Annotated in this window: 12 protein-coding genes and 1 pseudogene; 2 read left to right on the top strand and 11 right to left on the bottom strand. The window is 71.7% G+C overall.

The features are described from left to right. Window positions 1-16 precede the first annotated feature (16 nt). The 3 genes and pseudogenes from KWI83_RS38605 to KWI83_RS17150 all read right to left on the bottom strand — a co-directional run bounded on the left by KWI83_RS38605 (window position 17) and on the right by KWI83_RS17150 (window position 3,122). Window positions 17-268, bottom strand: coding sequence for a hypothetical protein (locus KWI83_RS38605; protein WP_256362370.1), 252 nt, complete (start codon window positions 266-268; stop codon window positions 17-19). 439 nt (window positions 269-707) lie between these two features. Further along, window positions 708-1,022: pseudogene (locus tag KWI83_RS40295) on the bottom strand (recombinase family protein); the annotation flags it as partial. Between the two features lie 597 nt (window positions 1,023-1,619). After that, window positions 1,620-3,122: a SulP family inorganic anion transporter gene (locus KWI83_RS17150; protein WP_218515221.1), complete on the bottom strand. Its 1,503-nt coding sequence runs from the start codon at window positions 3,120-3,122 to the stop codon at window positions 1,620-1,622. 408 nt (window positions 3,123-3,530) lie between these two features. Here KWI83_RS17150 and KWI83_RS17145 point away from each other — a divergent pair, with 408 nt between their 5' ends. Next, window positions 3,531-3,947 carry a MerR family transcriptional regulator gene (locus KWI83_RS17145; protein WP_218515220.1) on the top strand — a complete coding sequence of 139 codons (417 nt, stop codon included), beginning with the start codon at window positions 3,531-3,533 and terminating at the stop codon, window positions 3,945-3,947. An 83-nt stretch (window positions 3,948-4,030) separates the two neighbouring features. Here KWI83_RS17145 and KWI83_RS17140 read toward each other — a convergent pair whose 3' ends face one another. From KWI83_RS17140 to KWI83_RS17105, 8 genes are all read right to left on the bottom strand, one after another. Then, the gene (locus tag KWI83_RS17140) at window positions 4,031-4,333 is read right to left on the bottom strand and encodes a hypothetical protein (RefSeq protein WP_218515219.1); all 303 of its coding nucleotides are present in this window, start codon (window positions 4,331-4,333) and stop codon (window positions 4,031-4,033) included. Window positions 4,334-4,872: 539 nt separating this feature from the next. Then, complete coding sequence (locus tag KWI83_RS17135; protein ID WP_218515218.1) at window positions 4,873-5,625, bottom strand: hypothetical protein; 753 nt, start codon at window positions 5,623-5,625, stop codon at window positions 4,873-4,875. Between the two features lie 340 nt (window positions 5,626-5,965). Next, window positions 5,966-6,754: a hypothetical protein gene (locus KWI83_RS17130; protein WP_218515217.1), complete on the bottom strand. Its 789-nt coding sequence runs from the start codon at window positions 6,752-6,754 to the stop codon at window positions 5,966-5,968. Between the two features lie 96 nt (window positions 6,755-6,850). Next, a complete protein-coding gene (locus tag KWI83_RS17125) occupies window positions 6,851-8,452 on the bottom strand; it encodes a peptide chain release factor 3 (RefSeq protein WP_218515216.1) in 1,602 nt (533 codons plus the stop codon). Continuing rightward, window positions 8,449-8,904, bottom strand: coding sequence for a MerR family transcriptional regulator (locus tag KWI83_RS17120; RefSeq protein ID WP_218515215.1), 456 nt, complete (start codon window positions 8,902-8,904; stop codon window positions 8,449-8,451). The genes KWI83_RS17125 and KWI83_RS17120 overlap by 4 nt, the downstream gene beginning before the upstream one ends. Before the next feature lie 41 nt (window positions 8,905-8,945). After that, the gene (locus tag KWI83_RS40290) at window positions 8,946-9,659 is read right to left on the bottom strand and encodes a histidine phosphatase family protein (RefSeq protein WP_218515214.1); all 714 of its coding nucleotides are present in this window, start codon (window positions 9,657-9,659) and stop codon (window positions 8,946-8,948) included. 377 nt (window positions 9,660-10,036) lie between these two features. After that, entirely contained in the window at window positions 10,037-10,495 is a 459-nt protein-coding gene (locus KWI83_RS17110) for an ArsI/CadI family heavy metal resistance metalloenzyme (RefSeq protein ID WP_218515213.1), read from the bottom strand. A 28-nt stretch (window positions 10,496-10,523) separates the two neighbouring features. Beyond that, on the bottom strand, window positions 10,524-11,891 hold the full coding sequence (locus tag KWI83_RS17105; RefSeq protein WP_218515285.1) for an NAD(P)-binding domain-containing protein: 1,368 nt from the start codon (window positions 11,889-11,891) through the stop codon (window positions 10,524-10,526). Between the two features lie 265 nt (window positions 11,892-12,156). On the opposite strand from KWI83_RS17105, the gene KWI83_RS17100 reads away from it, so the two are divergent. Further along, the gene (locus KWI83_RS17100; RefSeq protein WP_308122083.1) at window positions 12,157-13,062 is read left to right on the top strand and encodes an NAD(P)/FAD-dependent oxidoreductase; all 906 of its coding nucleotides are present in this window, start codon (window positions 12,157-12,159) and stop codon (window positions 13,060-13,062) included. The last annotated feature ends 9 nt before the right edge of the window (window positions 13,063-13,071 follow it).

The raw sequence follows: 13,071 nt of genomic DNA, 5'->3' as shown, positions 1-13,071 counted from the left end.
AGCCGGCAGAACGGAGTCAGAGCCTGCGAACGGCGCGCATGCGCCGCTGCGTGCCGCAGACCAGCAACCCGGCCGCGAGGAGAGAGATCAGGCCGGTCTGCCGGTCCGAACGAGTGGCGGCCATCACCACGAGACCGGCATCAGCCGCAGCGATCAGGACGACCACCAGAGGGAAACGCCAGCGGAAGCCCCAGCCGACAGGTGGCCTGGTCGCCACAGCCGCCACCAGGGCCGCGCACCCCAGGATGATCAGCGCGGCAAGGAACATCGCCCCTCCCGGGGGCTTGGGATGGGTCCAGCATGGCGACCGTACCACCGACACGTGGGCCCTCGCGCGACACTGACGCCCCGGTTCCCGGTGGGTGCCGACCGCTGTCGTAGGGGCCCCGGACTCTGCTCAGGCCGTGGGGTCGGTGACGTCGTCGCCGTCGGCGAGAATGCGGTAGACCGTGGCGACCGAGGGGTGTTCGCCCTTGTTCTTGGCCCGAGGTGATGAGGACCTTGCAGGCGACCTGAGGCACGGGGACGCCGTTGGCCCGCAAGGACCGGGCGTAGGCGGCCATGTCGTCGACGACTTCGGGCCGACCGCCGTGCCGGCCGCGCTCGCGGGCCGACGCCTGGCCTTCGAGGGACTTCTCCCGGATGTACTCGCGCTCGGACTGCTGGAGGGGGCCGGTGAGGAGTTCCAGCTGGATGTCGTGGTGGCGCAGGTCCTCGGCGATGGTCAGCAGCTCGGCGCCGCGGCCCGGGCGCTTCATCTCGTGCACCGTGAACATCACGCGCTGGTGCGGGACGGCCTTCCTGATGGTGCGGGCGAAGTCCATCGCCTTGACGAACTCCGGCCGGGCCATGCCCCGGGTGCTGATCTTCTCCGCGACGACGGGACCACAGCCCGCCTCTCCCAGGGCGTCGAGCCGGCTCTGGAGCTCTTGCTGGGCGGTACTGCAACGGGCGTACCGTCCGGGTCCGCGGTCGGCGGGGATACGGACTTCGAGCTCGGCGCGGAACTGGGGGACGGGCATGAAGCGCGGAGTGTGGCACTTCGGGCGACTTTGCCGCCGCGGGTGCGGCTCTGTTTTCCCGACGCCCGCACCCCTGCCTCTTCCACACCCTCGGCACTGCCGTGCGGTACGGATCCGGCTGGCCGGACCATGCATGCGTGGCATGTGCCCGGGCCAGCTGCTGGAGCGATCGGGTGATGGACGATCGACGTGAGCTGAGGAGGGCCTGTGAGGGCGGATCTGGGCCGCAGCACACTGTTCGAGAAGCCGACGGAGTCGCGATCCCGGTTACCGGGGCAAGCACGCGGGCCGGGCCGAGCGTCTTCTTGCGCAGATGAACGACGCCCTGGCCCGCAATCCGCACCGGCCCGAGACGTTGTTGCGGTTCAGCGCCGACCGCTACCACATCGAGGCTCCCCGTCCCGTGCGCATCGAGCACTACGGAAACCTCGTCCGCACCCGGCAGAAGCTGCGGCCGCAACCTCGCCCCCGAGGAGCGGCATCGAGGTGGCGCGGACCAGGCTCCGGGTCGTCGGGGCGGTGTCCCGGCCCGGCCCGCGCGCGGAAAGGCCGCCCTCCCCCGCTACGTCCGTGGTCGGGGAAGGGCGGCCGGTCCGGTCAGTGGCTGCCGGTCAGCTGGCCGGCGAGGCGTTCGTGCATGTCGGCGCTGGGTTTGTTCAGGCCGATGATGGTGACCTTCTTGCCCCGCTGGGCGTACTTGGTCTCGACCGCGTCCAGGGCGGCGACGGACGAGGCGTCCCAGATGTGGGCGTCGGAGAGGTCTATGACGACGTCGTCCGGGTCGTCCTTGTAGTTGAACTGGTAGACGAGGTCGTTGGAGGAGGCGAAGAACAGCTCGCCGGTGACCGCGTAGACGACCTGGTTGCCGTCGGGGTCGACGACGCCGGAGACGTTGACCATGTGGGCGACGCGCTTGGCGAAGACCACCATCGCGGTGATGCAGCCCACCACGACGCCGATGGCGAGGTTGTGGGTGGCGACCACGCAGGCGACCGTGACGACCATGACGGTCAGCTCGCCGAGCGGCATCCGCTTGAGCGTCTTCGGGGCGACGGAGTGCCAGTCGAAGGTCGCGAACGACACCATGATCATGACGGCGACCAGAGCGGCCATCGGGATGTCGGAGACGACCGGGCCGAAGGCGATGCACAGCACCATCAGGAACACGCCGGACAGGAACGTCGACAGGCGCGTACGGGCCCCGGCCACCCGTACGTTGATCATCGTCTGGCCGATCATGGCGCAGCCGCCCATCCCGCCGAAGAAGCCGGTGACGATGTTGGCGACGCCCTGGCCGAGAGACTCGCGGGTCTTGCCCGAGTGGGTGTCGGTGATGTCGTCGACCAGCTTGGCCGTCATCAGCGACTCCATCAGGCCGACCAGCGCCATGGCGAACGCGTAGGGGGCGATGGTGGTCAGGGTGTCCATGGTGAAGGGCACGTCCGGCAGGCCTGGCACGGGCAGCGAGGACGGCAGTTGGCCCTTGTCACCGACGGTCGGCACCGCGATCCCGGCGGCCACGGTGATCACGGTCAGGATGACGATGGAGACCAGCGGGGCCGGGATCACCGTGGTGACCTTCGGGAAGAACACCATCAGGGCCAGGCCGCCGACGACCAGCGGGTAGACCATCCACGGCACGCCCGTCAGCTCCGGCACCTGCGCCATGAAGATGAGGATGGCGAGGGCGTTGACGAAGCCGACCATGACGCTGCGCGGCACGAACCGCATCAGCTTGGCCACCCCGAGCGCGCCCAGGATCACCTGGAAGACGCCGGCCAGGATGACGGCGGCGATCAGGTAGCCGAGTCCGTGCTCATGGTTGAGCGGGGCGATGACCAGGGCGATGGCGCCGGTCGCGGCGGAGATCATCGCCTTGCGACCGCCCACGACCGAGATCACCACGGCCATGGTGAAGGAGGCGAACAGGCCGACCGCCGGGTCGACCCCGGCGATGATCGAGAAGGAGATCGCCTCGGGGATCAGCGCCAGGGCGACGACCAGACCGGCCAGCACCTCGGTACGGAAGACCTTCGGGGAGTCGAGCCAGTCGGGCTTGGACAGGCGGAACCTGGGGGCTGCGGGCAGCAGTGAGGACATGCAACCGTTTCTGTTCGGGCAGAGCGCCACCAGCCGGTGGACGCGTCCACGTCGTACACGACTCCGCGCACGCACGGGGCGGAATCCCTCGGCGGCCCGGCCACTTCAGCGGGGCCCAGCCGATCTGTGTGACAGCCGTCCGGCTGCCGGTCGGGCATCATGGCCCGGAAGTCTTCGGATGTCATCGGGGCCCGGTCGGGGCCCACGCCATGGCGTTCACTCCTGCCGTCAGTCTCGACGGCGGCGGTGAACACGTAGAGACTCTACCCTGACGTGAGGGCAGAGTGCGACTTGCGACTTGTGAAACACAGGTAAACGCCCGCCAGGACCCTGTGATTCATATCACTTAAGCCGGACAGCTTTACGGATACGAAAATCGAAGGAAACAACGAAGGGGATCATGGGGTGATGACGGATCAGCGGCAGATGCAGATCGGCGAGGTGGCCGAGCGGACCGGTTTGTCGCTGCGCACCATCCGCCACTACGAGGAAGTGGGCCTGGTGATCCCCTCGGCCCGCAGCAAGGGCGGCTTCCGGCTGTACACGGACTCCGACGTCGAGCGCCTGATGGTGATCCGCCGGATGAAGCCGCTGGACTTCTCCCTGGAGGAGATGCGCGACCTGCTGGACATCACCGACCGCCTCGCCGCCACGGACGCCCCGCCCGCCGGTGAGGAGCGTGAGCGTCTTCGGGAGCGGCTCGACTCCTACCGGAAGGTGGCCGACGCCCGCTGCGAGACCCTGCGGGCCCGCCTGGAAATGGCCGAGGACTTCGCCGCCACACTCCGCCGCCGCCTCCAGGCCGACGCCCGCACGGGCGCCTGAGCCGCACCGGCGGTCGTCATACGAGACGAGGGGCACGGCCCATGGCGGTCCGCGTCCCTCGATGCCATCGGGCCGCGTGGTGGTCAGCCGCCTGCGGCTCCCGGCACCTCTTCGGTGACGCCGTTCAGCGGTGAGTCCCAATCGCTGCCGTACGGGCGGGTGATGACCTCCAGGCCGTGACCGGCCGGATCCAGGAAGTACACGCCCCGCCCGCCGTCGTCGCGGTTGATCCGGCGCGGCTGCCTGCCGTGCGGGTCGGCCTGGACCGGGACCTCGGCCGCCACGAGGCGCGCAAGCGCCCCCAGCCCCAGGATGTGGGCGAGGAAGCGAGCGGACTTCCCCCGGTCACGGGTGAGAACGATGGTGTGGTTGAACTCGACCGACACGGGGCAATGCCTCCCCGGGCATTTTCGCGGCGCCTCCATGCCTCACCCGGCCGGTGACCGACACGGCGATGCCGCGCCGGGGAGTGTCGGCACCGTTCTCCGGCAGCGTCGAGCGGTATTCGGCCGGTCGTCCGGGTGGCCCGCGAGCGTCCCGAAGGGCACGCGCGGGGTCTCTCCGGTCAGTACGCCCACCAGCGCCCGTCGGACGGCGGGGCGCCCGTCCTCGCCGGTACGGCGCACACAGGCGGCCTTCACCCGGCTGCCCTGCTGACTCCACTCCGGGCGGGCGTCGGCGGCGATGAGCAGCGCGCCGTGGTGGTGTGCGGCGTGCGGGAGTTGTCGGGGCGGCCCGAACGGCCTTCGAAAGCAGGCCGACTGTGTCGGCGAGCGACTCCACTCCAACGCAGGGAGAGAGTTGCTCGGCAAGACCACTCCGGTCCATCCGGCGAACTGCACCAGAAATCCAGGGGCAGGAGCGTACGGAAAACCGGTGAACCGCCTCCATCATTCACGTGACGTGAGAGTCTGCTGCTCGGCGCTCACGGGTGCAGCAGGTGCAGGCGGCCGGACAGGGCCTCGATGCGCAGCGGGGCGCGCACATCGCGGGCGGGGGCGCCGTCCACGTCCAACCGGTAGGTACCCCAGGCGCGTTCGAAGCGCAGGCGGCGGATGCGGCGCCTGCCGAAGGAGTGGCCGCGTGCCTCCAGCAGGCCCTGGTCGGTCAGGGTGATGCGCAGGGGCCGGTCGCCGGGTGCGGTGATCTTCTCGTTGTCGAGGATGAGGCGGGCATTGCCCGGGTGCGGCTGCAGTGAGACCAGGACGATCTCGCGCACCGCGACGCCGAAGCCGCCGGCGGGGAGATGGATGCCGATGACGGGGCTGCGATGGCCTGCGAAGGCGTTCAGCTCGCCGCCCGACCGCCCCGCAGGGCGGTCGATCAGCAGCGGCAGCTGCCACAGGGCCGCGGCCCGCATGGCCTGCTCCGGCTGGGGTCCTCCGGCGTGGACCAGCAGGTCGACGGCCGGGCCCCGGATGCCGCGGTCCTGGCCGCCACGCTCGCCGGCCTCGGGGGCGGGGCTCAACTCCGTGGTGCGGATGCCGTGTTCGGCCAGGCGTGCGCGCAGCAGCCGGGCCCGCTCCCGGTCACCGCGGTTCCAGCCGCGCACGACGGCCAACGTGGGGCGCGTGGCCGGGAGGGTGCCCGCGAGGCGTACGGCGGCGGCCACGAGGCGCTCGGTCTCCGGCGCGTCCCGGGCGGATCCGGCGTCGGGGGGCGAGGTCGAGGACAGCATGCGGACTCCTTGCGCACTCGGGACGGACCGATCAGGCGGCGTCGGGAATGCGGCCCGCAGCCGCGCCGGGGTGCGGGCCCGCGAGACCTGCGTGTCAGGACAGGAGGATGGCCTCGCGGGCTGCGGCCGACGGCCGCCTCGGAACGACGGCCCCGCGACCCCGCCTCTGTGGCCCGAGGCGGGACGAACGACGGCGTTCCGACCGTTCATCTCTAACCTAACGCGAGAGTCTTGTCGGTGTGAAGCAGGTATGAGGCTGGATGAACAGGCCCCTACCTTTACGTGGAGACAGAGTTGCTACTTCCGCTCCTGGTCCGCTCGGCGGAGGCCGGTGGCTCTCTCAGCGCAGCCCGGCGGCCGGATCGGAGGCGAGCCAGCCGCGGGCACCCCAGAAGTCGACGGCCCTGCAGATCGTGCTCAGGCACCGCTGCGCGCGGTCGCCACCGTCGCCCCAGTGCCCGAGGCACCACTCGGCGAGCCGATCGGCGGCGCCGTCCTCCTCCAGCACGGTCAGCCGGTTGTGAGAGCCGAGATGGGTGCCCAGCAACAACATCGCGGTGGCATCCGCCTGCCCGGAGGACTCGCTCATGAACGCGGCGATGGCCTGCCGGACGGTGGGCACCATGGACGGCGACGGCGACGGCGTGGCCTTCGGCCGGGCCTGCCGCGGGCGGGCCGGGGTGCGCGGCGCGGGTGAACTCTTCGTGGCCCCGGCCGGTCCGGCTGCGGCCGCGGAAGCGGGCTTCTGGGGCGGCGCGGGAGCCGGCCGGCCCGCCTGCGGTGCGGCAGTTACCGCCGGATTCTGGGCGGCGCCGAGACAGGCGGCCACGTAGTCACTGGGCACGGGGACGTTCTGGGAGACGGAGGTCTCCAGCACCTCGGCGTCGCAACTGCGGCACAGCGGGAGTTCGCGCCAGCCGATGATGGACAGCTGAGTGCCCCGCGAGTGCCGGGTCATGGCCTGCGGGCGGTGGACGATGTCCTGCCCACCGCAGCCGGCACAGCGCACACCGCCGCGCATCCACTGCGTGTCGCAGTTCAGACAGGTGATCCGGATATCGCCGTCCACGGGTTCGCCGCGCAGGTCCTCGGCCTCCCCGCACGACGGACACGCCGCCACACCCGCCATGATCGTCCGCCCTCCCAGCCGCAGGCGCCTTCCGAAGCTCAAGCCTACCGTGACGTAAGGGTCGACTTGCCGGGGTCGACGACCGTGCGGCGCGGTTCAGTCGTGGGCGGCGATGAGGTGGTCCAGCCGTGCGGCGGGGAACTCCCGCTCGAAGGAGCCCGCCTGCCAGCGGTCGGGGAAGAGGGCGAGCTGCGCCTTGTCGCGGATGCGGGTGAGGGCCTCGCCCTGCACGATCCGGGAGCGGTTGAGTGCCTCCGCACCGGCCGCATCCGTGGCCCGGGCCAGGTGGTAGGGCAGCATCTCCAGCTTCACCGGGGAGGAGAACTCCCCGGCCATCCGCGCGCTGACCACGTCGAACTGCATCGGCCCCACGGCCGCGAGCACCGGCGCCTGGTCCCCTCGCAGATCCGAGACCAGGACCTGGACCACGCCCTCCTCGTCGAGCTGCGCGATGCCGCGCCGGAACTGCTTGGAGCGGGAGAGGTCGACCGGGCGGGCCACCGCGAAGTGCTCGGGCGCGAAGGTGGGCATCGGCGGGAACACCGCCGCCTTGTCCGCGTAGAGGGTGTCGCCGACGCGCAGCGCGGTGGCGTTGACGAGGCCGACCACGTCGCCGGGGTAGGCGATGTCGACCATGGAGCGGTCCTGGCCGAAGACGCTGTGCGCGTACTTGGTGGCGAACGGCTTGCCGGAGGCGGCGCGGGTGACGGTCATGCCGCGCTCGAAGATGCCCGAGCACACCCGCATGAACGCGATCCGGTCGCGGTGCGCGGGGTCCATGTTGGCCTGCACCTTGAACACCAGCCCGGAGAACGGCGCGTCCACCGGACGGGCGCCGCCGCCCACCAGCTCGCGCGGCCCGGGCGGCGGGGCGAGGTCGACGATCGCGTCCAGCAGCAGCCGTACGCCGATGTTGGAGATCGCCGCGCCGAAGAACACCGGCGTGGTCCGGCCCGTCAGGAACGCCTCCTGGTCGTGTACGGCGCCATCGACCCGCAGCAGGTCCAGTTCCTCGACGGCCCTGCTCCAGTCGGCCTCGTCCTCCAGCGCGGCTCGCTGCGCCGGCACCAGCGCCTCCATGGCCTGGTGGGCGCCGCCGGGGGTGCGGGTGTAGCGCAGCATCCGCCCCGGCTGCCGTACGTCGATCAGTCCGCGCAGGTATCCGGCGTCGCCCACCGGCCAGACGAGGGGGGTGGGCTTGAGGCGGAACTCGCGCTCGATCTCGTCCAGCAGCTCCAGCGCCTCACGGCCGGGCCGGTCCCACTTGTTGACGAACGTGATCACCGGAATGCCGCGATGCCGGCAGACGTCGAAGAGTTTGCGGGTCTGCTCCTCCAGGCCCTTGGCCGCGTCGATGAGCATCACCGCGCAGTCCACCGCGGCCAGCACCCGGTAGGTGTCCTCGGAGAAGTCCGCGTGGCCGGGGGTGTCCAGCAGGTTCAGCACGCACCCGCGGTGGGCGAACTGCAGTACCGCGGAGGTGACGGAGATGCCTCGGGCCTTCTCCATCTCCATCCAGTCCGAGGCCACCCCGCGCCGCCCGGCCTTGCCGTGCACCGCGCCCGCCTCGGTGATGGCCTGCGCGTGGAGGGCCAGGGCCTCCGTCAGAGTGGACTTGCCCGCGTCCGGGTGGCTGATCACCGCGAACGTCCGTCGGCGGGCCGCCTCCGAAGCCGCCCAGTCACTGCTCGGGCTCATCGAACCGCCTCCGCACCGGCGTCGGCCGCCGCGGCCGTGGCGTCCACGAGCCGGGCCAGGTGGCCGTGCAGGGAGCGGGCGAAGTCCTCCGCCTGTCCCAGCTGCCTCCGCAGGTCCTCGCACCGCGCGTCGGCCTTCACCCAGTACGTACGCAACCGTTCCACCAGTTCCTCGTGCGCTTGCTCGTCGCTCTCCGGCAACGGCCTGCCGTCGTCGGGGAGTTGTTCCAGTACGTCCAGCAGGGCGCGGATGTCGTCGAGGCAGAAGCCCAGCGGCCGCATTCGCCGCACAAGCGCCAGGCGGCGCACCTCGGCCTCGGTGTAGAGGCGGAAGCCGCCCATGCTGCGCTCGCTGGGGGCGACCACGCCGACGTCCTCGTAATGGCGGATCGTCCGCAGCGACAGGCCCGTGCGCTCGGCCACCTCGCCGATCTGCATCAACTTTTCGCCCACGGCTCCACCGCCTCACGTCACATACCGGCGCTCTCGCCGAGCTACAAACCTACCCTTTCGTTAGGGTAGGTTTGCAAGAGTGGAACCGAGGGCAGCCGCGGACAGGCTGCTGCCGTCGTCGTCTCGGCAGCGTCGCCCCGACTCCCCCTCGGGGTGGCGCTGGCGACCCCCCACTCGCACCCGGCCACGGGCCACCGGCCCGACGCCGCGGATGCGGCTGCTCCGGGGCTCGGCCGCTTCTCCCTCGTCGAGCGTGACCGCGGGGGCCAGTACGCTCGGGTAGACCCGTGACTGACGATGATCAGGTTCGGTTCGTCCGCGTGGGGTGCCCGGTCCTGGATGCGCTGGTTCAGGCGCCGGTCGGCCTGCTCGTCCCGCTCGGGGTAGAGCCGTTCGAGGCCGTGCACCACCTCGAATCGGTCGAAGGACAGTCTGGCGGTGTCCCTGCTGCGGCAGTAAGGGCTGGCCCAGGTTTCTCCGACGGGGATGTCCCGTCGGCTGATGGCGTTGCCGATCGCCCTTGCGTCGGCGCGCCCCTCGTCGGAGAGGTTGCGTCGGGTGGAGCAGTCGTCCAGGTCGACGGTGGGGGCGTCCGGAGGGGATTGGTCTGTGGCGGCGTGCCGGATGACGACCGTGAGGCCGCCGCCCCGCAGCCGGTCCAGTAGGTCGTCACCGCGCTGCGTCGAGGGTGCGGTCGCCGTGGCGCCGGCACTGGCGCTGGTGCCGGTCTCGCTCCCGCCGGTGCAAGCGGCCATCGCCAGTACGGCGCCGGTGATCAGCGCTACGGCACGGGTGGCCCGTGCGATGGGCCCAGGCGTCACTGGGCGCGGGCTCGGCGTCGAGCCGTTGACCGCCGAACGCCGGGTCGCTGCCCTGCCGACCGGCCACCCGCTCGCCCAGCGGGACGTACTGCGTTGCCGCGACCTGGAGGACGAGCCGATACCGCACTGGCCGCGGATGGCACCGGCAGGGCACGCCTACTGGGCCGGGCGTGATCGCCTGGTTCGAGGGCTCACGCAGGCACCATGTCGCGCAGTTCGTCCACACCGCGACCCGCCTCCACCAGCCCCAGCGCATCGCAAGTCGAACTCCCGTGCAGGGGACGCCTTCGCGGTGTCGCGTAGTCCGCGGGTCAGCAGCAGCCGCCCGCCGCGGCGGGTTCCTTCGTGGTGGCGTCGGCGGGACCGGCGCAGCAGGTGCTGTCCTGCTGCTTGGCCAGGGTGTCGGCGTCGGCCTTGACGACGTAGACCTCCCAGGGCTCGCGGCCGGGGCCGTGGACCCAGACCTTGTCCTGGAGGGCGTAGCAGCAGCTGGTGTCGTTCTCCACGTCGGTGGCCAGGCCCGCCTCGCTCAGACGGGTGGTGGCGGCGTGCACGGCCTCGGTGGTCTCGACTTCGACGCCGAGGTGGTCCATGCGGGTTGCCTCGCCCGCCGTGCCCTCGATCAGGACGAGCTTGAGCGGCGGCTCGGCGATGGCGAAGTTGGCGTAGCCGTCGCGGAGTTTGGCGGGCTCCGTGCCGAACAGCCTGGTGTAGAAGGCGACGGACGCGGCGAGGTCGGGGACGCGCAGGGCGAGTTGCACGCGGGACATGACGTACCTCCTTGAGTGGGTGAGGAGTTCAGCAGCCGCCGGAGGCGGCCGGGGCGCCGATGCCGATCTGCAGGGTGGCCGGGGCGGCGCAGCAGCCACCGCCCGGATCGGCCTGGGTGGCGTCGGGCTCGTCGAACAGGCCCGCGCCGCCGCACACTCCGGTCTCCGGCAGGGTCAGTTCCACACGCTCGGCGGCCTCCCGGTCTCCGGCGATGGCTGCCGCGATGGAGCGGACCTGCTCATAGCCGGTCATCGCGAGGAACGTGGGCGCGCGGCCGTAGGACTTCATGCCGACCAGGTGGATGCCCTTCTCCGGGTGGGAGAGTTCGTTCACGCCGTGCGGGTAGACGGTGCCGCAGGAGTGGACGTTCGGGTCGATGAGCGGGGCCAGGGCGGTGGGGGCCTGGAGGCGCTCGTCGAGGCCGAGGCGGACCTCGGAGAGGAAGGACAGGTCGGGGCGGAGGCCGGTCAGGACGATGACCTCGTCGACCGGGTCCAGGCGGCGGCCGTCCTCGGCGACCAGCACCAGCCGGTCGTCGTCGCGTTCCACAGCCTGGGTTCGGAATCCGGTGACCGCGCTCGCGTGGCCCTCCTCCACGGCGGCCTTGGCGCGCAGGCCCAGCGCGCCGCGGGCGGGGAGCTGGTCGGTCTCGCCGCCGCCGAAAGTGGAGCCGGTGATGCCGCGGCGCAGGATCCACACCGCGTGTGTGCCGTCCTCCTCCTTGGCCAGGTCGGCGAGGGCGGCCAGCGCGGTGAAGGCGGAGGCGCCGGAGCCGACGACCGCGGTGCGCTTGCCCGCGTAACGGGCACGGACAGCCGGGTCGCCCAGGTCGGGGACGCGGTAGGCGATGCGGTCGGCGGCCGTCTTCTCGCCGAGGGCGGGCAGGCCGTTGGCGCCCAGCGGGCTGGGGGTGGACCAGGTGCCGGAGGCGTCGATCACCGCGCGGGCGCTGATCCTCTCTTCGCCACCGTCCGCGGTCTGGATGTGCACGGTGAAGGGCTGCTCGTCGCGGCCGGAGTCGACGATGCGGTCCCGGCCCGCGCGGGCCACGCCGGTCACCGTGGCGCCGTAGCGGACCTTGTCGCCCAGGACGTCGGCGAGCGGCTGCAGGTACCGCTCGGCCCAGTCGCCGCCGGTGGGGTAGGCGGCGCCGTCGGGGCGGACCCAGCCGGTCGGGGCCAGCAGCTTCTCGGCGGCCGGGTCGATGACTTCGGACCAGGGGGAGAACAGCCGCACGTGCGCCCAGTCGCGGACGGCGGTGCCGGCCGACGGTCCGGCTTCCACGACCAGCGGTTCGAGGCCGCGCTCGACGAGGCGGGCTGCGGCGGCCAGGCCGACGGGACCTGCTCCGACGACCACGACGGGCAGTTGGTCGGTGGTGGGCACGTTGTTCATGGACACGGCCACGGGACTCCCCTTTACTTCGACATTCGTCGATGGCTTGCGCTGCCAGGATGGCACCTGCTTCGATAAACGTCAACATAGACATTCGTCGAATCTGGGGGTTTACCTGTGGAGCACGTTGATGTCGCTGTGATCGGGGGCGGCCAGTCGGGGCTGCCGCCGCGCATGCCCTTCACCGGCAGGGGATCGAGCCGGTGGTGCTGGAGTCGTCGGAGCAGCGGCCGGGTCGTGGCCGCGCTACTACGACAGCCTCACCCTGTTCTCCCCCGCCGGGTACAGCGCCCTGCCCGGGCTGCCCTTCGGCGGTGACCTGGACCGCTACCCGCACCGCGACGAGGTCGTCACCTATCTGCTGCGCTACGCCGACCGGCTGGACGCCGACATCCGCACCCGGGCGAGAGTGCGCGAAGTCCGCTTCGCCGGCGGCACGTTCACGCTGAGCCTGGAAGGGGGAGGACAGCTGGCGACCCGGGCCGTGGTCGCGGCCTCCGGCACCTTCGGGCGGCCGTACCGCCCTGACCTGCCGGGACTGAAGGGTTACGGCGGCACCCTGCTGCATGCCGCCGAGTACCGCACGCCCGAGCGGTTCACGGGGCAGCGCGTTGTGGTCGTGGGGGCGGGGAACTCCGCGGTGCAGATCGCCGCCGAGCTCGCCGGGCGGGCGCGGGTGACGCTCGCGGCGCGGCATCCGGTGCGCTTCGCCCGCCGGCGCGTGCTGGGCCGGGACCTGCACTGGTGGCTGAAGCGCACCGGCATCGACGCGCTGCCCCTCGGCCGGTTCCTGCGCACTCCGCCGAGCCAGCCGGTCATCGACGACGGCCGCTACCGGGCCGCCGTCGCCTCGGGGGCACCAGACCGGCGTCCGGTGTTCACCGGCATCGACGGAACCAAGGTCACCTGGGCCGACGGACGCACCGAGGAGGTCGACACGATCCTGCTGGCCACGGGTTACCGGCCCGACCTGGGCCACCTCGCCCCGCTCGGCGCCCTCGGCATCTCCGGAAACCCCCGCCACCGCGAGGGCATGTCGCTCACGCACCCGGGCCTGGCCTACGTCGGCCTGGAGTGGCAGCGCAGCCTGTCGTCCAACTCCCTGCGCGGGGTGGGCCGGGATGCGGAACGCGTCGCGCGGCGCATCGCCGCCCACCTCTCCCGCGCCTGAGGCCGTCCC

Source organism: Streptomyces sp. TRM70350 (assembly GCF_019219825.1).
GTDB lineage: Bacteria > Actinomycetota > Actinomycetes > Streptomycetales > Streptomycetaceae > Streptomyces.
The sequence above is the reverse complement of the archived record's forward strand: the minus strand, read 5'-3'. Positions and strand labels throughout refer to the sequence as shown.